Below are 18,792 nucleotides of genomic sequence, written 5' to 3' on the forward strand. Positions count from 1 at the left end.
CGGCGGGGTCGGGGGCGCCTCGCTCGGGGCCGGCGGGACGGGTCGAGGGCACCTGCCGACGGTCCGGCCCCGACCGCCCCGGGTCAAGCACCCCACCCGCGTGTCCCGCCACCACCCGCCCGCACCTCCTCGGGCCGCAGCTGCCAGCGGCCGGCGTGGTGGTCGACCAGGCCCCGCCGCTCCAGGTCGACCAGGGCCACCCGCACCGCCCCGACCGGGACGCCCGCCTCCTTGGCCAGCCAGCCGATCTCCCGGGCTCCGCGGGCGGGGAGGGCGTCGTGCACCAGGCGCCCCACGGTGTCGAGGGCGTCGGTGGCGCGGCGGACGGCGGGCGGGTCGGTGGCCAGGTGCGCGCCGATCGGGCCGAGCTCCTCGAGCACCTCCTCGGTGCGGGTGACCAGCACCGCGCCCTCGCGCACCAGCCGGTGGCTCCCCGCCGACATCGCGGACGTCACCGGCCCCGGCACGGCCAGCACCGGACGCCCGAGCGTGGCCGCGTCGCTCGCCGTGCGGGTGGCCCCGCTGCGCAGCCCGGCCTCCACGACGACCGTGCCCGCCGACAGGCCGGCGATCAGGCGGTTGCGGACCAGGAAGCGGTGCCGGGCGGGCACGCTGCCGGGTGGGTACTCGCTGACCACCAGCCCGGTGGCCGTGATGCGGGCGAGCAGGGCCTGGTGCGCCAGCGGGTAGGCGCGGTCGGCGCCGCAGGCCAGCACCGCGACCGTCGGCCCCTCGACGCCGAGCGCGCCGCGGTGGGCCGCCCCGTCGATCCCGATGGCCGCCCCGGAGACCACGGTGTGCCCGCGGTCGGCGAGACCGGCCCCGAGCTCGGCGGCCACGTGCAGCCCGTAGCCCGTGGCGGCCCGCGACCCCACGACGCCGACCGCCCGCTCGCACCGCGCGGCGAGCCTCCCGGGCCCCCGCACCCACAGCGCCACGGGCGGCGCGAGCTCGGCGACCCCGCAGGCCGCGAGTGCGGCGAGCGGCTCGTGCGGCCAGTCGGGGTGCTCGGGCCCGATGATCCGGACCCCGGCGACGGAGGCCGCGGCGAGGTCGGCGTCGGCGCGCTCCACCCCCCGGCGGGCCGAGGTCTCCGCGGCGACCCGCTCGCTCACCTCCCCGCGCCGCACGCGGTCGACGGCGCGCACCGCGCCCACCTCGGCCACCAGCGCGGCCAGCCCGGGGGCGGGCGGCTCGGCGACCCGCGACAGCCGGGCCCACGCCCGGAGCAGCTCGTCGTTCACGCCGCCCTCCGGTCGCGGAAGTACAGCGCGGCCTCCACGTGCTCGGGATCGGGCCGGGCGGCCCCGGCCAGGTCGGCGAGCGTCCACGCGACCCGCAGGGCCCGGTCGGCCCCGCGCGCGGTGAGGGCCCCGGCGCGCATGCCGGCGTCGAGCGGCCGGACCGTGGCCCGGGCGAGGCCCCACCGGCCCCGCAGCTCGGGACCGGGCACCTCGGCGTTGGTGCGCCACCCGCAGCCCGACCAGCGCTCGACCGCCGCCGCGCGGGCCGCGTGCACGCGCGCCGCGACCGTGGCCGTGTCCTCCCCGTCGGCCGCGGCCGCGAACGTGGTGACCGGGTACATGACGGCCCGCAGGTCGACGCGGTCGAGCAGCGGCCCGGACAGCCGGCCCAGGTAGCGGCGGCGCACCAGCGACGAGCAGACGCAGTCGCGGTCGTGGGCGGGCGCGCAGGGGCAGGGGTTGGCGGCGAGCACGAGCTGGAACCGCGCCGGGTAGCGCACGGTGCCCTCGGCCCGCGCGATGCGCACCTCGCCCTCCTCCAGCGGCGTGCGCAGCGCGTCGAGCAGGTGCGCCCCGAACTCGGGCGCCTCGTCGAGGAACAGCACCCCGCGGTGCGCGAGCGACACCGCCCCGGGCCGGGCGAGGCCGCTCCCGCCGCCGACGAGCGCCGCCATCGAGCTGGAGTGGTGCGGCGCCTCGACCGGGGGCAGCGTGGCCAGTGGGGCCTCGGCCGGCAGCCGCCCGGCCACCGACCGCACCGCGGCCAGCGCCAGCGCGTCGGACCGGGCCAGCCGCGGCAGCAGCCCGACCAGGCGCTGCGCGAGCATCGTCTTCCCCGTGCCGGGCGGGCCGATGAGCAGCAGGTGGTGCCCGCCCGCGGCGGCCACCTCCAGCGCGTGCCGGGCGTCGTCCTGCCCCACGACGTCGGCGAGGTCGGGCGGCTCGGGCCCGGTGCCGTCGACGACCGGACCGGGCACCTGCAGCGGCGAGCCGTCGCGCAGCCAGGCCAGCACCTCGCGCAGGTCGGCCGCGCCGAGCACCTCGATGTCGGGCACGAGCGCGGCCTCGGCCAGCGCCGCGACCGGCACCACCACGCGCCGCATCCGCGCGGCCCGGGCCGCCAGCAGCGCGGGCAGGACTCCCCGGACGGGGCGCAGCCGCCCGTCGAGCGCCAGCTCCCCGAGCAGGACCGTGCCGTCGAGCGCTGGCTGGGGCACGTGCTCGGCCGCGGCGAGCACGCAGCACGCGAGAGCCAGGTCGAACGCCGAGCCGGTCTTGCGCAGCGTGGCCGGGCTCAGCGCCAGCACGATCCGCTCGTTGGGCCACACCAGCCCGGAGTTGACGACGGCCGCGCGCACCCGGTCGCGCGACTCCTGCAGCGCCGCGTCGGGCAGCCCCAGCAGGTGCACGCCGGGCAGCCCGCCCCCGATGTCGGCCTCGATCTCCACCACGTACCCGTCGACGCCGCGCAGCGCGACCGACCACCCCCGTGCGAGCCCCATCAGAAGGCTCCTTCGTAGTACTGCACGGTGGCCGGGCGGCCCGGCTCGACCAGCACCGCGCAGACGTCGAACCGGACCTCCACCCACGGCACGCCGTGCTGGGCCAGCCAGCGCTGCGCGACCCGGCGGATCCGGCGCGCCTTCTGCCCCGTGACGGCCTCGGCGGGCTCGCCGTAGCGGGTGCCGGAGCGGGTCTTGACCTCGCAGACCACGAGGCGGCCGACGTCGGCGTCGGTGGCGACGACGTCGAGCTCACCCTCCCGGCACCGCCAGTTGCGGTCGAGGACCACCAGGCCCCGGCCCTGCAGGTACTCCACCGCGACGTCCTCGCCGCGGCGTCCGAGCTCGTCCTTCGCTGCCATGGACCCACCATGGGGCCGGGCGGACGCGCCGGCGGGACTTTCGGTTTTCTGTGGATGGACCGGGGTCGATGTGGACAACCCGGCTCAGGAGCCGAACTGGTCGCCCTCCGGCAGCCGCAGGTCGGGCTTGTCGAGCTCCTCGACGTTGACGTCCTTGAACGTCAGCACCCGCACGTTCTTCACGAAGCGCGCCGGGCGGTACATGTCCCACACCCAGGCGTCGGACATGCGGACCTCGAAGTACACCTCGCCGTCGGCGTTGCGGGCCGCGACGTCGACGGAGTTGGCCAGGTAGAACCGCCGCTCGGTCTCCACGACGTAGGAGAACTGGGACACGATGTCCCGGTACTCCTTGTAGAGCGTGAGCTCCATCTCGGTCTCGTACTTCTCGAGATCCTCGGCGCTCACAGCTCGGTCTCCTCGCTCACCCCGTCATTGTGGACCAGCACGGGCACGCGCCCGGCGGCAGGGAGGCGGGGCACCAGCTCGCCCCGCGCGGCGGCCCGCACGTTGACGAACGAGAAGCGGTGCACCGAGCTCGGTCCGTGCTCGGCCAGCGCCGCGTCGTGCACCGGCGTGCAGTAGCCCTTGTGCTCGGCGAAGCCGTACCGCGGGTGCTCGGCGTCGAGGCCGACCATGATCCGGTCCCGGGTCACCTTGGCGAGCACGGAGGCCGCCGCCACGCACGCCGCGACCTGGTCGCCCTTGGGCACGGCCAGGGCCGGGCGGCCGAAACCCCGCACCGGGAAGCCGTCGGTGAGCACGTAGCCGGGAGGGGACGCGAGCCCCGCGACGGCCCGGCGCATCCCCTCGATGTTGGCGACGTGCACCCCGCGCCGGTCGACCTCCTCGGGCGGGATGACGACGACGGCGTGGTCGAGAGCGCGCCGCCGGATCAGCGCGTAGTACTCCTCGCGCGCGGCGGCCGTGAGCAGCTTGGAGTCGGTGAGGCCGTCGAGCGCCCGCGCGTCGCCGGGCCGCAGGACGCAGGCGGCGACGACCAGCGGGCCCGCGCACGCCCCCCGCCCGGCCTCGTCGACGCCGGCGACCGGCCCGAGGCCGTGCCGGTGCAGCGTGGACTGCAGCGTCCAGCTCCCGGCGGAGCGCCGCACCACCGCACGGGTGGGACGCAGCTCCGCGGGCAGCAGGATCCGCGGGGAACGACGACGACGGACGGGCACGAACGCTCCGGGACTCACAGGACCGGCCGGACGACGGTCAGGGCAGGAAGGTCTCGCCGCGCTCGGCGCGGCGGCGCCAGAAGGCCAGCGGCAGCGTACCCAGCATCCCCATCGCGAGCGGGAGGCCCGCACCCGCCCCCGCACCCATGCCGACGGCCCGGTCGGGCTGCGGGTCGATCGCGTCGACCCACCCGAACCGGCCGAACGGCAGGACGATGAGCCGGGCCTGGCCGATGACGTTCTCCACCGGCACGGGGCCGTGCCCCACCGCCCGGGAGTCGGACGAGTTGTTGCGGCTGTCGCCCATCATCCAGAGCTGGCCCTCGGGGACCGTCACCGCGTCGAACCGCTGCTCGCGGGCCGGGCCGGCCTCGGGCAGGAAGTAGACGTAGGGCTCGGTGAGGGGCTCGCCGTCGACGAGGAGCCGGTCGCGGCTGTCGCAGCACTGCACCGTCTGGCCGCCGACGGCGATGACGCGCTTGACGAAGTCCTTCTCGTCGGGCGGCGCGAGGCCGATCAGCGAGCCGAACTGCTGCAGGCCGTTGACGATCGCATTGTCGGACTGCGGCACCGAGAACTCGGTGTTGATCCAGCCCTCGGGGCCGCGGAAGACGACGACGTCGCCGGGCTGCGGGCTGGTGAAGCGGTAGGTGACCTTGTCGACGAGCACCCGGTCGTTGTTGCAGCCGGTGCAGCCGTGCAGCGTGGTCTCCATCGACCCGGACGGGATGACGTAGACCTTCGCCAGGAACGTCTGGATGAGGAACGTGAGCACCAGGGCGACGACGATCAGCAGCGGCAGCTCGCGCCAGAAGTTCTCGCGGCGCCGACGGCCGGGGCGGGCCTTCTTGCCGCCGCGCGCGGCGGCGGCCTCGGCCTGGTACTCCGACGCGGGCCGGGACCCGGCGCTGGCCCCCGCGCGGCGGCGGTGGCGTCCGGGCAACTCGGTGGCGGTGCCCGGGGGCGCGGCGGGCGACTCGTCGGCGAGTGCGGCGTCGGAGGGCGCCGCGCCGGGTGCGGGGTCGGCGGGGGCGGGATCGGCGGGAGCCGTAGCGTCCCGGACCGGATCGCCGTGGACCTCGGTCGGCTCGTCGTCGCCGGGGACCTGCCGGACGGGCGCCGACGGCGGGCGGGACCCGCGGACGGGCGGCGGGACCACGCCGTAGCGGCTGGGGCCCCGGCCGGTGCCGCCGGCCTGTGGGGGGCCGGGACGCCGGACACCGCCGGTGCCGTTCCCGTTGGCGGGAGGTGCAGCCCGGTTCAGGGGCGTGCCGCCGTTGCCGGGCGTGCTCCCGTTGCCGGGCGTGCTCCCGTTGCCGGTAGCGCCGCCGGTGCGGCGGCCGCCCGCGGACGACCCGTTGAGCGGAGCCCGCGGACCGGACGGCGGCAGGGGCGGACGCATCCCGGAGACCGGGGGCGCACCCGTGCCCCGACGCGGTCCGTCGGACCGCCGGCCGGGGGCGTCCTCGTCGTCGTCGCGGCTGGTCGGCTGCCCTCCGGGCGGCGTGCGCACCGCGTGCCGGGACCCCGCTGGACCGGCCGGCGAGAAGCGCTGCGGTCGGGCCCGCCGGTCGTCGGGGAGCTCGGGGAGGGCCACGGCCACGAGGCTACGGCAACGAGTGCGCGTCGGTCAGGACGCGGACGTGCGCTCGCGCTTCTCCTTGATCTTCGCGGCCTTGCCGCGCAGGTCACGGAGGTAGTACAGCTTGGCGCGCCGGACGTCACCACGGGTGAAGATCTCGATGCGCTCGAGGTTCGGGGAGTGCACCGGGAAGGTGCGCTCGACGCCGACGCCGAAGGAGACCTTGCGGACCGTGAAGGTCTCGCGGGCGCCCGCGCCGTGGCGGCGGATGACGACGCCCTGGAAGATCTGGACGCGGGAGCGGGTGCCCTCGATGACCTTCACGTGCACCTTGAGCGTGTCGCCCGGCCGGAAGGCGGGGATGTCGGGGCGCAGCATCTGTGCGTCCAGTGCGTCCAGGGTGTTCATCGCGGAGATCCGTCCTCGGTTCGAATAGCGGTCGTGCGGTACCGACAAGTTCCGGTGCGCGCATCGGGGCGCGGGCAGGCGCCTGCGGGCGCAGCAGCTCGGGTTCCATGATGCCAGACGCGTCCCGGCGGGCCGAACTCACCCGTCCAGGCCGGCCAGGAACGCGCGGTCGGTGCGGTCGAGCGCGTGGTCGGGCAGGGCGTCGAGCAGGTCGGGGCGCCGCGCCGCGGTGCGCTCCAGCGCCCGGTCGCGGCGCCACCGGGCGATGGCGGCGTGGTTGCCGCTGCGCAGCACGTCGGGCACGTCCAGGCCGCGCCACGACACCGGGCGCGTGTAGGCGGGGCCCTCCAGCAGGCCGTCGGAGAAGGAGTCCTCCTGCGCGGACACCGGGTTGCCCAGCACGCCGGGCAGCAGCCGCACCACCGCCTCGACCATGACGAGCACCGCCACCTCGCCCCCGACCAGCACGTAGTCGCCGATGCTCACCTCGTCGACCGGCATCCGCTGCGCGTAGGCGTCGACGACGCGCTGGTCGATGCCCTCGTACCGCCCGCAGGCGAACACCAGCCGCTCCTCCCCCGCCCAGGCCTGCGCGGTGGCCTGCGTGAACGGTCGCCCGGCCGGCGTCGGGACGACGAGCCGCGCGGGCGCGTCGCCGAGGACGGCGTCGAGGGCCTCCCCCCAGACCTGCGGGCGCATCACCATCCCGGGGCCGCCGCCGTACGGGGAGTCGTCGACGGCCTGGTGCACGTCGTGGGTCCAGTCGCGGAGGTCGTGCACCCCGAGCTCGACGAGCCCGGCCTCGATCGCGCGCCCGAGCAGCGCCTCCCGCAGCGGCGCCAGGTAGCCGGGGAAGATGGTGACGACGTCGATCCGCACCCGGCGATGCTAGGCCTGCTCAGCCCGCGCGCCGCCCCCGCACCAGCTCCTCGACCATGATCCGCGCGGTGTCCAGCCGGGCGCCGCGCGCGAGCAGGATCGTCTGCGCCGAGCCCTCGGCGTGCAGGAGTCCGAGCAGGATGTGCTCGCAGCCGATGTAGTCGTGCTTGAGGCGCAGGGCCTCGCGCAGCGCGAGCTCCAGCACCTTCTTCGCGCCGCGGTCGAACGGGATGTGCCCCGCGAACCAGCGCCTCCCCCGCGACCGCGCGCGGTCGAGCGCGCCGGGCCCGAAGGCGTCCTCGACCTGGCGGCGCACCTCGTCGAGGTCGATCCCCAGCGTCGACAGCGCCTCGGCGTCGGCCGGGCCGAGCCCGCCGCGCAGCGCGTCGACGTCGGCGCGCACGGCCGCGGCGTCGACGCTGTGCCCCTCGAGGACGGTGAGCGCCAGGTTGCCCGGCACGGCGTAGAGCGCGACCAGCAGGTGCTCGGTGCGGATCGCGTCGGCGTGGCGCTGCCGCGACTCCTCCTGCGCCCCCACGACGACCTGCCGCGCCTTGTCGGTGAACCTCTCGAACATCGTCGAACCCCTCTCAGAACCCGAACCGGCGGTACTTCTTGTGGACGGCCTGGCGGCTCACGCGCAGGACCTCGGCGATCTGCTGCCACGACCACCCCTGGTCGCGCGCGTTGCTCACCTGCAGCTCCTCCAGCGACTCCAGCAGCCCCCGCAGGGAGGCCACCGCCGCCAGCCCGACGGCCGGGTCCCTGCTGGACGCCGCCGCCGCGACCTTCGTGGCATCACTCATGGACGTCAACCTACGTTGACGGCGCGGGCATGTCAACCGGAGTTGACGTCGTCCGGCCCGTGGCGTTGCGACGCGACCGCAACCCCCGCGCAACCGCGCCCCGCACCCTCGTGCGTCACCGGTGTGAGGAGGGCGGCATGACCACCTACGTGCTCGTGCACGGCGGGTTCGTCGACGGCTGGTACTGGGGAGCGACGGCGGCGCGACTGGAGGCGCAGGGGCACCGCGTGCTCGTCGCGGAGCTGCCCAGCACCGGGGCCGACCCGTCCGCGCTGGGCGGGCTCGACGACGACGTGGCGGAGGTCCGCAGGTGCGTCGCCGCGACGGGCGACCCCGTGGTGCTGGTCGGGCACTCCTACAGCGGGCTGGTGATCACCGACGCCGCGGACGAGCCGGGCGTCACCCACCGCGTCTACGTCTCGGCATTCTGGCCCGAGCGGGGCCGGTCGCTGATGGACCTGGCCACGGGCCCGCTCGACTGGATCGTGCCGAGCGAGGACGGCGCGGCCGTCCGCGTCACCGACGACGTGGACCGCGCGGTCGAGGTGCTGTGCGCCGATCTCGACCCCGCGCGGCGGGCCGAGTGGTTCGGGCACCTCCTGTACTCCGCCGCGTCGGTCATGGGCACCCCGGCGACCGCCCCCGGCAGCGGTCACCCGGTGACCTACGTCGTGCTGGAGGAGGACGGCGCGCTGCTCCCGGAGCTGCAGGAGTCCATGGCCGCACGCGCCGACCGGGTCGAGCGGATGCCGACCTCGCACTGCCCGCAGCTCGTCGACCCGGACGGGCTCGCCGCCGTCCTGTCCCGGGCCGGGGCCTGAGCGGCGCTCACTCGGGGTCGAGCAGGCCCTCGGGCGGGGTGAGGACGACCCGGCCCCCGTCGAGGTCGACGGTGGGGACGATGGCGTGCACGAACGGCACGAGCGCGTCGCCCTCGGGGCGGGTGAGCACGAGCAGGTCGCCGGCGGGGCCGTGCAGGATCTCGCGGACGGTGCCGACGGTCGTGCCGTCCTCGAGCTCGGCGCGCAGGCCCTCGAGCTCGTGGTCGTGGAACTCGTCGGGGTCCTCGGTGGGCGCCAGCTCCGCGGCCCGCACGAGCAGGCGGGTGCCGCGCCACTGCTCGGCGGCGGTGCGGTCGGGGACCTCGACGAACCGGACGAGCAGCTTCCCGGAGTGGTCACGGGTGGACTCGACGGTCAGGACGGCGTCGGGGACGCCCGCCCGACGCGCGACGAGCGCCTCGCCGGGGGCGAAGCGCTCGTCGGGTGAGTCGGTGCGGACGTCGACGCCGAGCTCGCCGCGCAGCCCGTGCGCCCGCACCACGACGCCGACGAGGAGCTCGCCGGCGCGTCCGCGGACGGGTGCGGGCACGGCGGGACCTAGCGGTCGGTGTCGACGACGTCGACGCGCACGCCGCGCCCGCCGATACCGCCGACGACGGTGCGCAGTGCGGTGGCCGTGCGGCCACCCCGGCCGATGACCTTGCCCAGGTCCTCCGGGTGGACCCGCACCTCGAGGGTGCGGCCGCGGCGGCTGGTGACCAGGTCGACCTGCACCTCGTCGGGGTGATCGACGATCCCCCGGACCAGGTGCTCCAGTGCGTCGGCCAGGACCGTCACGAGTCCTCCTCGCTCACGCTCGTCGGCCTCGCGACCGAACGTGCTGTGCTCAACGGTGAGCTCGCAAGCTCGCTCACGCCTCGGCCGGGGCCTCGTCGGCCTGGGGGGCCTCGGCGGCGGCGTCGTCGGCCTTGGGCCGGCGGTCGGCCTTCTTCCGGGCCGTGGTGGCCTCGGTGGTCGGCTCCTCGTTGGCCGCGGCCAGCGCGGCGTTGAAGCGCGCGAGCTTGTCGACCTTCTCCGGCTGCGGCTTCAGGGTGCCCTCGGCGCCCGGCAGGCCCTTGAACTTCTGCCAGTCGCCGGTGATCTCCAGCAGGTGCTGCACCGGGTCGGTGGGCTGCGCGCCCACGCCGAGCCAGTACTGCGCGCGCTCGGAGTCGACCTCGATGAGGCTCGGCTCGTTCTTCGGGTGGTACTTGCCGATGGTCTCGATCGCCCGGCCGCTGCGGCGGTTGCGGGCGTCGGCGACGACGATGCGGTAGTACGGCTGGCGGATCTTGCCCAGACGCATCAGCTTGATCTTGACGGCCACGCTCTTGACTGCTCCCTGGATCGGTACTTCGGCGATGAGGCCGCGCTGCTCGCGTGGGGTTACGGGCTGCGCGTCGCTCGAACGTTGTGGCCGCGGCTGGTAGAGGGCCGACCGCGGGGCCGACACACCATTGTGCCAGACGCTCAGAGGACGGGGAACGCGCCCGTCAGCATGAGGTAGAGCCCGATGCCCGGCAGCAGGTTGTTGACCTGGTGCGCGATCACCGGCGCCAGCAGGCCGTCGCTGTAGACGCGGGCCAGCCCGAGCGGCAGCGCGACCACCAGGAGCAGGAGCGCGCGCGGCCACTCGAAGTGCGCCAGGGCGAAGATGACGGTCGTGACGCCGAACGCCAGCCACCGGTTCGCGCCCAGCCGCGTCAGCCCGCCCCACAGCAGCCCGCGGTAGAGGATCTCCTCGCACAGCGGGGCGACCAGCACCACGATCGCGACGATCGCGAGCGCCGTCAGCGGCGGCGCCGTGATGCCGCCGAAGACGTCGCCGACGGCCGACGAGGCGTCCTCCCCCACGATCGACACGTAGACCAGCGACGCCGGCAGCGTCAGGAACAGCCCGCCGAACCCGAAGCCCAGGCCCAGCCACAGGTCCTTCCAGGTCGGGCGCAGGTGCAGGTCGATGACCGGGCCGTTGCCGCGCCAGCGGGTCCAGAGCAGGGCGACGCCCGCGGCCGCGACGGTCGGCACGCCCAGCGCGGCGGCCAGCGCCCCCGCCGGGATCGGGTCCTGCCCGACGAGCAGCAGCCCCGTGAGCGCGGAAACGCCGAGGAACACGAGCTCGGCGACCAGGTACGCGCCCAGGCCCCAGCGGTGCGCGGGGCGCGGCGCCGGTTCCGGGGCGGCCGGCGGTGCGGCCGGCGCGGGCCACGGCGCGAACCCGGCAGGAGCACCGGGCGGAGGACCGGGCGGAGGACCGGGCGGAGGACCGGGCGGAGGACCGGGCGGGACGGGCGGGGCCGCGAGCAGCGTCGCCACCGGCAGCCGGTCGGTCGCCTCCGCCGAGCCGTGGCCCGCGAGCCGCGGGTCCGGGACGGGCAGGCGCAGCCCGGGGTCGGTGGCCTCCGCCGACCACGCGGGCGCGCCGGTGCGCACGGCGGGCGCGCCGGACCGGGCCCGCTCCGGCGCCGAGGTCGGGATGCCCATCGGCGGCGTCGCGGCGTCGGCGGGGACCGGGGCGTCGAACCAGGCGCCGGTGGCGGGCTCGGGACGCGTGGACGGCGCCGGGCGCCGGGAGCGCGTGGCGGCGACGGCCGCGACCACCCCGAGCACCGCGACGACGACGAGCCACCACAGGCGTCCCGTCCGGGCGGCCCGGCGGGACCGGGCACGGGGGCCGACAGCAGTGACTCCGGCAGATCGCACGATCACGACCGTACCGGGCGGCGACCGGGAGTGATCAGCGCGCGAAGACGCGCCCGCGCAGCAGGACCAGCGCGGGCTCGTCGAGCACCGACAGGTCGGCCCGCGGGTCGCTGCGGTAGACGACGAGGTCGGCGGGGGCGCCGGGGTGCGGGGCGGGACGGCCGAGCCAGTGGCGGGCGTTCCAGCTCGCGGCGCCCAGCGGGTCGGTGTGGCCCGCCGCGGCCAGCGCGCGCACCTCGTCGGCGATCCGGCCGTGGGCGATGCCGCCGCCCGCGTCGGTGCCCGCGTACACGGCCACCCCGGCCTCGACGGCCCGCCGCACGACGTCGCCCGCCCCGGCGTGCAGCGCGCGCATGTGCGCGGCGTACGCCGGGTACTTCGACGCCGAGTCGGCGATGCCCGGGAACGTCTCGACGTTGATCAGCGTCGGGACCAGCGCGGTGCCGCGCTCGACCATCTGCGCGATGAGGTCGTCGGTGAGGCCGGTGCCGTGCTCGATGCAGTCGATGCCCGCACCGATCAGGCCGGGCAGCGCGTCGGTGCCGAACACGTGCGCGGTGACCCGGGCGCCGGCGGCGTGGGCGGCCTCGATCGCGGCGCGGAGCACGTCGTCGGGCCAGAGCGGGGCGAGGTCGCCGACGCCGCGGTCGATCCAGTCGCCGACGAGCTTGACCCAGCCGTCGCCCGCCGCGGCCTGCTCCGCGACGAGATCGGGCAGCAGCGCGGGGTCGTCGGCGTCGATCGCCAGGCCCGGGATGTAGCGCTTGGGCCGCGCGAGGTGCCGCCCGGCGCGGATGATCTCCGGGAGGTCCTCGCGGGCCTGCAGCGCGGAGGTGTCGACGGGCGAGCCGCAGTCGCGGATGAGCAGCGTTCCGGCGTCGCGGTCGACGCGGGCCTGCGCGTCGGCCTCCTCCAGGTCGACCGGGCCGGACGGGCCCAGGCCGACGTGGCAGTGGGCGTCGACGAGGCCGGGCACGATCCAGCCGCCGTCGACGAGCGTCTCGGCGCCCGCGATCGGCTCGTCGACGAACCGCCCGTCGGGACCGACGAACAGCTCGACGGTCTCCTCACCCGGCAGCAGCACACCCCGCAGGCGGAACACGGGTCAGCGCCCCTTCGGGAACCGGAGCTTGCTCGGGTCGAACCCCGGGGGCAGCTGGTCCAGGCCCGGCGGCATCTGCTGCAGCGTGGGCGGCAGGCCCGACAGGTCGGGCATCCCGCCCCCGGCGCGCGACGGCGTCGGCCGGCCCTTGCCCTTCTTGTTCTTGCGCTTGCTCGCGAGCTTCTTCGTGGCGCTGCGCTGCCCGCCGCCGAAGCCGAACTGCCCGGCCATCTGCTTCATCATCTTGCGGGCCTCGAAGAAGCGGTTGACCAGGTCGTTGACGTCGCCGACGGCGACGCCCGACCCGTTCGCGATGCGCAGCCGGCGCGACCCGTTGATGATCTTCGGGTCGGCGCGCTCGGCCGGCGTCATGCCGCGGATGATGGCCTGCAGCTTGTCCAGGTGCCGGTCGTCGACCTGGGCCAGCGCGTGCTTCATCTGGCCCGTGTTGGCGCCGGGGAGCATGCCCAGGATGTTGCCGATCGGGCCCATCTTGCGGATGGCCATCATCTGCTCGAGGAAGTCCTCGAGCGACAGCTCGCCGCTGGCGATCTTCGCCGCGGCCTTCTCCGACTGCTCCTGGTCGAAGGCCCCCTCGGCCTGCTCGATGAGGGTGAGCAGGTCGCCCATCCCGAGGATGCGGCTGGCCATCCGGTCGGGGTGGAAGACGTCGAAGTTCTCGAGCTTCTCGCCGTCGGAGGCGAACAGGATCGGCTGGCCGGTGACCTCGCGGACGCTCAGCGCGGCACCACCGCGGGCGTCGCCGTCGAGCTTGGTGAGCACCACGCCGGTGAAGCCGACGCCGTCGCGGAACGCCTCGGCGGTGGCCACGGCGTCCTGGCCGATCATGGCGTCGACGACGAACAGCGTCTCGTCCGGCCGCACCGCGTCGCGGATGTCGGCGGCCTGCCGCATCAGCTCCTCGTCGACGCCCAGGCGGCCCGCGGTGTCGACGACGACGACGTCGTACATCTTGTCCCGCGCGTGCGCGACGCCGCGGCGGGCGACGTCGACCGGGTCGCCCACCCCGTTGCGCTCCGCGCTGCCCGGCTGTGTCTGATGACCGGCCGCTGACGCGCCCGGATGTGGGGCGAAGACGGTGGCCCCGGCGCGCTCGCCGACGATCTGCAGCTGCGTGACCGCGTTGGGGCGCTGGAGGTCGCACGCGACCAGCAGCGGCGTGTGCCCCTGGCTCTTCAGCCAGAACGCGAGCTTGCCCGCCAGCGTCGTCTTGCCGGAGCCCTGCAGGCCGGCGAGCATGATCACCGTCGGCGGTTCCTTGGAGAACCGCAGCCGCCGGGTCTCGCCGCCGAGGACGGAGACGAGCTCCTCGTTGACGATCTTGACGACCTGCTGGGCGGGGTTCAGCGCGCCCGAGACCTCGGCGCCCTTGGCCCGCTCCTTGGTGCGCGCGACGAAGCCGCGCACCACGGGCAGCGCGACGTCGGCCTCCAGCAGCGCGATGCGGATCTCGCGCGCGGTGGCGTCGATGTCGGCCTCGGAGAGACGGCCCTTGCCACGGAGGTTCGCCAGCGTGCCGGAGAGGCGCTCGGAGAGGGTGTCGAACACCCGCACGAGACTACTTGTGCGGCGGCGGTCGCTGCGGGCTCGGGGGCATCAGACCGCGTCGGGGCCGCGTTCGCCGGTGCGCACGCGCACGACCTGGTCGACGCGCGTCGTCCACACCTTGCCGTCGCCGATCTTCCCGGTGCGGGCCGCCGCGACCACCGCGTCGAGCACCCGCTCGACCACCTCGTCGTCGACCACGACCTCCACGCGGACCTTCGGCACGAAGTCGACGTTGTACTCCGCGCCCCGGTAGACCTCGGTGTGCCCCTTCTGGCGGCCGTGGCCCTGCACCTCCGACACGGTCATGCCGAGCACGCCCAGGCGCTCCAGGGCGCTCTTCACGTCGCCGAGCGCGAACGGCTTGACGATGGCGGTCACCAGGATCATCGGGGGGTCTCCTCGGTGCGGGCCGCACCCAGGGAGCGGCCGGTGGTGGTCAGGGGCGTGTAGTCGTACGCGGTCTCCGCGTGCTCGGCCTCGTCGATGCCCTCGGCCTCGACCTCGGCGTCGACGCGGAACCCGATCGTCGCGCGGACCAGCCAGGCGAGCAGGAACGACACCCCGAACGCGAACGCCGCGGTCGCGAGCACGGCCACGACCTGCTTGCCGAGCTGCGCGGGGCCGCCGCCGTAGAGCAGGCCGTCGGCGCCGGCCTCGTTGACCGCGCTCGTGGCGACGAACCCGAGCATCAGCATGCCCAGCAGGCCGCCGACGCCGTGGATCGCGACGACGTCGAGCGAGTCGTCGTAGCCCAGGCGGTACTTGAGCCGGATCGCGAGCTGGCAGACGACGCCGGCGAGCAGGCCGATGGCCAGCGCGCCGAACGTGTCGACGTACCCGCAGGCCGGGGTGATGCCGACGAGCCCGGCGATGGCCGCCGAGGCCGCGCCGAGGCTGGTGGGGCGCCCGTCGAGGCGGTGCTCCAGCGCGAGCCAGGACAGCACCGCGGCCGCCGAGGCCGTCATCGTGGTGACGAAGGCGTTGCCCGCCACGGCGCCCGCGGCCAGCGCCGACCCGGCGTTGAAGCCGAACCAGCCGAACCACAGCAGGCCCGCGCCGAGCAGCACGGCGGGCAGGTTGTGCGGGCGCATCGGCTGCTGCGGCCAGCCGCGGCGCCGGCCGAGCACGACGGCCAGGGCGAGCGCCGAGGCCCCGGAGTTGATCTCGACGGCGGTGCCGCCCGCGAAGTCGAGCGCGCCCAGGGTGTTGGCCATCCAGCCGCCGCGCTCCGCGACGAACCCGTCGAAGGCGAAGATCCAGTGCGCCAGCGGGACGTAGACCAGCACCGTCCACAGCGCGATGAACAGCGCGAACGGCCAGAACCGGGCGCGGTCGGCGACGGCGCCCGACAGCAGCGCCGCGGTGATGACGGCGAACATCAGCTGGAACATCGCGAACACCTGCAGCGGGATGCCGGCGTCGCCGCCGACGACCGTGGTGGTGTCGCGCAGGCCGGCGAAGTCGAGGTTGCCGATCAGGCCGCCCGTCGAGTCGCCGAAGGCGAGGGAGAACCCGCCGAGCACCCAGACCAGGCCGACGACGCCGAGGCAGACGACGCTCATCATCATCATGTTGAGCACGCTCTTCGCGCGGACCATGCCGCCGTAGAAGAACGCGAGCCCGGGCGTCATGAGCATGACCAGGGCGGCGCACCCCAGCAGGTACGCCGTGTTCCCGACCTGCACGCCCGACAACACCTGCACACCCGACGACGCCGTCACGGCGGTGATCGTCAGCGCCGTCTGTTACGCCTGCGTTTCCGGGTCGTGTCGTCGGGGTTGCCTCCGCAGTTCACCCGGCCGGTCACCCCGCCGCGCTCATCCTGCCGCGGCCAGCACGGCCTCCTCGATGCGGCGGCGGTCGGTCGACCGGATCGCGCCGTCGCCCGCGGGCCCGGCGAGGCAGAAGGAGTCGACGACCGAGGAGCCCAGGGTGGACACGCGCGCCCAGCGCAGCGCGGCGTCGCAGCCCTCCAGCGCGGCGGCGACGCGGTGCAGCAGGCCGATCCGGTCGGTGCCGCGCAGCTCCAGCACGACCGCGCCGGTGGCCTCGTCGTCGAACCAGAGCACCCGCGGCGGGGCGGCGGGCTCGGTCGACGCGGCCGGGGCGTAGTCGCGCTCCTTGCGCGCCAGCGCGTCGGCGAGGGTGAGGGTGCCGTCCAGGACGCGGCCCAGCGCCGTGCGCAGCACCGCCGGGTCGGGCAGGCCGCCGAAGCGGGGCGACACCGTGAACGTGAACACCGCGACCTCGCCGGTGGTCGCGAGCTCCGCCGCGTGCACCTCCAGCGAGTGCAGCGCCAGCACGCCCGCGGCCGCGGCCAGCGAGCCGCGCGCGTCGGGCACCGCGACCAGGACCGTGGCCGGGGTGTCCTCGTCGACGAACCGCACCTGCGGCCGCTGGTCGGCGAGCACCGCCGCCGCGATGCCGTCGTCGGAGCCCTCGGGCGGCAGCGGCAGGACCTCCCCCGCCATCAGCGCCCGGCTGCGCCGTGACAGGTCCCCGATCAGCGCCTTCTTCCAGGGGCTCCACACGCCGGGGCCGGTGGCGAGCGAGTCGGCCTCGGCCAGCGCGGTGAGCAGGTCCAGCAGCAGGCCGCCGGTGCCGGGGGCGCCGTCGCGCACCGCCTCGTCGAGGGTCTCGACGACCCGCGTCACGGTGGCCGGGTCCTCCAGGTCGCGGCGGGTGGCGGTGTGCGGCAGGAGCAGGTGGTGGCGGACCATCGCGCCGAGCACGGTGACGTCGGGCTCGGAGAACCCGAGCCGGCGCCCGACCTGCACCGCGAGGGACTCCCCCACCACCGAGTGGTCGCCGCCGCGGCCCTTGCCGATGTCGTGCAGCAGCGTGCCGACCAGCAGCAGGTCGGGCCGGGCGACGCGGGTGGTCAGCCGCGCGACCTGCGCGGTGGCCTCGACGAGGTGCCGGTCGACGGTCCAGACGTGCGCGCGGTCGCGCGGGGGCAGGTCGCGCACCGCGCCCCACTCCGGGAACAGGCGCCCCCACAGGCCGGTGCGGTCGAGCGCCTCGACGACGTCGACGAGCGGGCGCCCGGTGCCCAGCAGCGACAGCAGCTCGCCCAGGGCGTCGCGGGGCCAGGGCTCGCGCAGCTCGGGGGCGGTGTCGGCGAGCCGGTGCAGGGTGCCCGCGGCGACCGGGAGGCCGGTGCGGGCGGCGGTGGCGGCCACGCGCAGCACCAGCGCGGGGTCGCGCGGCGCGGCGGCGTCGCGGGCCAGCGCGACCTCCCCCGCGTGCTCGACGACCCCGGAGTCGAGCGGGCGCCGGACGGGGCTGCGCCGCAGGGCCGCGAGGCCGCGGCGGGGCAGCGCCCCCTTCGCCGAGCGCAGGCTGGTCTCGGCGCTGAACGCCACTGCCCGCGCCGCGCCGGACAACGCGCGGGCGAGCTCGAAGCGGTCGCCGATCTCCAGGACGGCGGCGACCTCGTCGGCGTCCTGGGCCCGCAGGACGTCGCGGGCGCGCCCGGCGAGGCGGTGCAGCTCGGTGCGGACGTCGAGCAGCAGCCGCTGCGCCTCCAGGACGTCGCCGCCGGGGCGGTCGACGAGCTGGGCGGCGGCGAGGGCGTCGACGAGCTGGATGTCGCGCAGCCCGCCGTGGCCGTTCTTCAGGTCGGGCTCCACGCGGTGGGCGACGTCGCCGATCTTGCGCCAGCGGCCCTGCGCGGCCTCGACGATCTCGTCGAAGCGGCTGCGGATGCCCGCGCGCCAGGCCTGACGGACGGCGTTCTGCACGGTGGAGGTGAGCGCCGGGTCACCGGCGATGTGACGGATCTCGAGCAGCCCGAAGGCCGCCCGGAGGTCGGTGGCCGCCACCTGGACGGCCTGGCCCGGCGTGCGCACGGAGTGGTCGAGGCCGATGCCGGCGTCCCACAGCGGGTACCAGAGCTGGTCGGCGAGCCGGTCGACGTCCTTGCGGCCGTCGTGCAGCAGCACGAGGTCGAGGTCGGACCACGGCGCGAGCTCGCGGCGGCCCAGCGCGCCGACCGCGACGAGTGCGGCCCGGTCGGTGATGCCGATGGAGGCGGCCCGTGAGGACAGCCAGAAGTCGTGGAGGTCGACGAGCGCGGTGCGCAGCGCCTCCGGGGACAGCCGCCGCCTGCCCTCGCCCACCTGGAGCAGCACGGCTTTGGCCCGCACCAGGTCCTGCGCGTCCCCCGCGGACGACGACACGGCGATCGCGTCGCTCACAGCGCGTCGGCGCCCCGCTCACCGGTGCGGACCCGGACCACCGTCTCCAGCGGGGTGACCCACACCTTGCCGTCGCCGATCTTGCCGGTGCGCGCGGCGGTGATCACGGCGTCGATCACCTTCTCCACCACGCCGTCGTCGACGACGACCTCGACGCGCACCTTCGGCACGAAGTCGACCTGGTAGTCGGCGCCGCGGTAGACCTCGGTGTGGCCGCGCTGCCGGCCGTAGCCCGACACCTCGCTCACGGTCATGCCGGCGACGTCGAGGGTCTCCAGGCCGGAGCGCACGTCGTCCAGGGCGAAGGGCTTGACGATCGCCGTCACGAGCATCATCTCGGGGTTCTCCGATCGGTGACGAACCGGACACTAAGGGGGGAAGGCGCCGGGCCCGCCGCTCCTCGACGAGGTGCGGCGGGCCCGGGACGAGCGGTC

21 protein-coding genes are annotated in these 18,792 nt (G+C 75.7%); 1 reads left to right on the forward strand and 20 read right to left on the reverse strand.

The window, feature by feature from the left end; all coding sequences use genetic code 11:
* Positions 1 to 83: 83 nt before the first annotated feature.
* The 10 genes from dprA to HOP40_RS34145 form a co-directional block, all read right to left on the reverse strand.
* Positions 84 to 1,244, reverse strand: coding sequence for a DNA-processing protein DprA (gene dprA, locus HOP40_RS34100; protein WP_172167370.1), 1,161 nt, complete (start codon positions 1,242 to 1,244; stop codon positions 84 to 86).
* A complete protein-coding gene (locus HOP40_RS34105; RefSeq protein ID WP_172167373.1) occupies positions 1,241 to 2,746 on the reverse strand; it encodes a YifB family Mg chelatase-like AAA ATPase in 1,506 nt (501 codons plus the stop codon). The genes dprA and HOP40_RS34105 overlap by 4 nt, the downstream gene beginning before the upstream one ends.
* A complete protein-coding gene (locus HOP40_RS34110; RefSeq protein ID WP_172167375.1) occupies positions 2,746 to 3,108 on the reverse strand; it encodes a YraN family protein in 363 nt (120 codons plus the stop codon). Before HOP40_RS34110 ends, HOP40_RS34105 begins: the two co-directional genes overlap by 1 nt.
* A gap of 84 nt (positions 3,109 to 3,192) precedes the next feature.
* Positions 3,193 to 3,516: a DUF2469 domain-containing protein gene (locus tag HOP40_RS34115; RefSeq protein WP_172167377.1), complete on the reverse strand. Its 324-nt coding sequence runs from the start codon at positions 3,514 to 3,516 to the stop codon at positions 3,193 to 3,195.
* On the reverse strand, positions 3,513 to 4,289 hold the full coding sequence (locus HOP40_RS34120) for a ribonuclease HII (RefSeq protein ID WP_240157425.1): 777 nt from the start codon (positions 4,287 to 4,289) through the stop codon (positions 3,513 to 3,515). The genes HOP40_RS34115 and HOP40_RS34120 overlap by 4 nt, the downstream gene beginning before the upstream one ends.
* 37 nt (positions 4,290 to 4,326) lie before the next feature.
* A complete protein-coding gene (lepB, locus tag HOP40_RS34125) occupies positions 4,327 to 5,886 on the reverse strand; it encodes a signal peptidase I (protein ID WP_420821775.1) in 1,560 nt (519 codons plus the stop codon).
* Between the two features lie 33 nt (positions 5,887 to 5,919).
* On the reverse strand, positions 5,920 to 6,279 hold the full coding sequence (gene rplS, locus HOP40_RS34130) for a 50S ribosomal protein L19 (protein ID WP_172167380.1): 360 nt from the start codon (positions 6,277 to 6,279) through the stop codon (positions 5,920 to 5,922).
* 138 nt (positions 6,280 to 6,417) lie between these two features.
* A complete protein-coding gene (gene trmD, locus HOP40_RS34135) occupies positions 6,418 to 7,158 on the reverse strand; it encodes a tRNA (guanosine(37)-N1)-methyltransferase TrmD (RefSeq protein WP_172167383.1) in 741 nt (246 codons plus the stop codon).
* A gap of 19 nt (positions 7,159 to 7,177) precedes the next feature.
* Complete coding sequence (locus HOP40_RS34140; protein WP_172167385.1) at positions 7,178 to 7,735, reverse strand: Clp protease N-terminal domain-containing protein; 558 nt, start codon at positions 7,733 to 7,735, stop codon at positions 7,178 to 7,180.
* Positions 7,736 to 7,748: 13 nt separating this feature from the next.
* The gene (locus HOP40_RS34145; RefSeq protein WP_172167388.1) at positions 7,749 to 7,964 is read right to left on the reverse strand and encodes a helix-turn-helix domain-containing protein; all 216 of its coding nucleotides are present in this window, start codon (positions 7,962 to 7,964) and stop codon (positions 7,749 to 7,751) included.
* A gap of 137 nt (positions 7,965 to 8,101) precedes the next feature.
* Here HOP40_RS34145 and HOP40_RS34150 point away from each other — a divergent pair, with 137 nt between their 5' ends.
* Complete coding sequence (locus HOP40_RS34150; protein WP_172167390.1) at positions 8,102 to 8,785, forward strand: alpha/beta fold hydrolase; 684 nt, start codon at positions 8,102 to 8,104, stop codon at positions 8,783 to 8,785.
* Between the two features lie 7 nt (positions 8,786 to 8,792).
* On the opposite strand, the gene rimM is transcribed toward HOP40_RS34150, so the two are convergent.
* The 10 genes from rimM to HOP40_RS34205 all read right to left on the reverse strand — a co-directional run bounded on the left by rimM (position 8,793) and on the right by HOP40_RS34205 (position 18,693).
* Entirely contained in the window at positions 8,793 to 9,335 is a 543-nt protein-coding gene (gene rimM / locus HOP40_RS34155) for a ribosome maturation factor RimM (RefSeq protein WP_172167393.1), read from the reverse strand.
* Between the two features lie 8 nt (positions 9,336 to 9,343).
* A complete protein-coding gene (locus HOP40_RS34160) occupies positions 9,344 to 9,583 on the reverse strand; it encodes an RNA-binding protein (RefSeq protein WP_141279615.1) in 240 nt (79 codons plus the stop codon).
* 73 nt (positions 9,584 to 9,656) lie between these two features.
* Positions 9,657 to 10,112, reverse strand: coding sequence for a 30S ribosomal protein S16 (gene rpsP, locus HOP40_RS34165; protein WP_172167395.1), 456 nt, complete (start codon positions 10,110 to 10,112; stop codon positions 9,657 to 9,659).
* 143 nt (positions 10,113 to 10,255) lie between these two features.
* Complete coding sequence (locus tag HOP40_RS36545; RefSeq protein ID WP_205347027.1) at positions 10,256 to 11,488, reverse strand: CPBP family intramembrane glutamic endopeptidase; 1,233 nt, start codon at positions 11,486 to 11,488, stop codon at positions 10,256 to 10,258.
* A 34-nt stretch (positions 11,489 to 11,522) separates the two neighbouring features.
* Positions 11,523 to 12,590, reverse strand: a complete 1,068-nt coding sequence (locus tag HOP40_RS34180) for an amidohydrolase family protein (protein WP_205347028.1) — start codon at positions 12,588 to 12,590, stop codon at positions 11,523 to 11,525.
* Between the two features lie 3 nt (positions 12,591 to 12,593).
* A complete protein-coding gene (ffh, locus tag HOP40_RS34185; protein ID WP_172167397.1) occupies positions 12,594 to 14,159 on the reverse strand; it encodes a signal recognition particle protein in 1,566 nt (521 codons plus the stop codon).
* Between the two features lie 48 nt (positions 14,160 to 14,207).
* Positions 14,208 to 14,546: a P-II family nitrogen regulator gene (locus tag HOP40_RS34190; RefSeq protein WP_172167399.1), complete on the reverse strand. Its 339-nt coding sequence runs from the start codon at positions 14,544 to 14,546 to the stop codon at positions 14,208 to 14,210.
* Positions 14,543 to 15,880, reverse strand: a complete 1,338-nt coding sequence (locus tag HOP40_RS34195) for an ammonium transporter (protein ID WP_275691328.1) — start codon at positions 15,878 to 15,880, stop codon at positions 14,543 to 14,545. The genes HOP40_RS34190 and HOP40_RS34195 overlap by 4 nt, the downstream gene beginning before the upstream one ends.
* 96 nt (positions 15,881 to 15,976) lie before the next feature.
* Positions 15,977 to 18,358 (reverse strand): [protein-PII] uridylyltransferase, encoded by a 2,382-nt coding sequence (locus HOP40_RS34200; RefSeq protein WP_172167401.1) that lies wholly within the window; start codon positions 18,356 to 18,358, stop codon positions 15,977 to 15,979.
* Positions 18,355 to 18,693 carry a P-II family nitrogen regulator gene (locus HOP40_RS34205; protein WP_172167403.1) on the reverse strand — a complete coding sequence of 113 codons (339 nt, stop codon included), beginning with the start codon at positions 18,691 to 18,693 and terminating at the stop codon, positions 18,355 to 18,357. The genes HOP40_RS34200 and HOP40_RS34205 overlap by 4 nt, the downstream gene beginning before the upstream one ends.
* Positions 18,694 to 18,792: the final 99 nt, after the last annotated feature.

Origin of the sequence: Pseudonocardia broussonetiae (assembly GCF_013155125.1) — a bacterium.
Taxonomy (GTDB): domain Bacteria; phylum Actinomycetota; class Actinomycetes; order Mycobacteriales; family Pseudonocardiaceae; genus Pseudonocardia; species Pseudonocardia broussonetiae.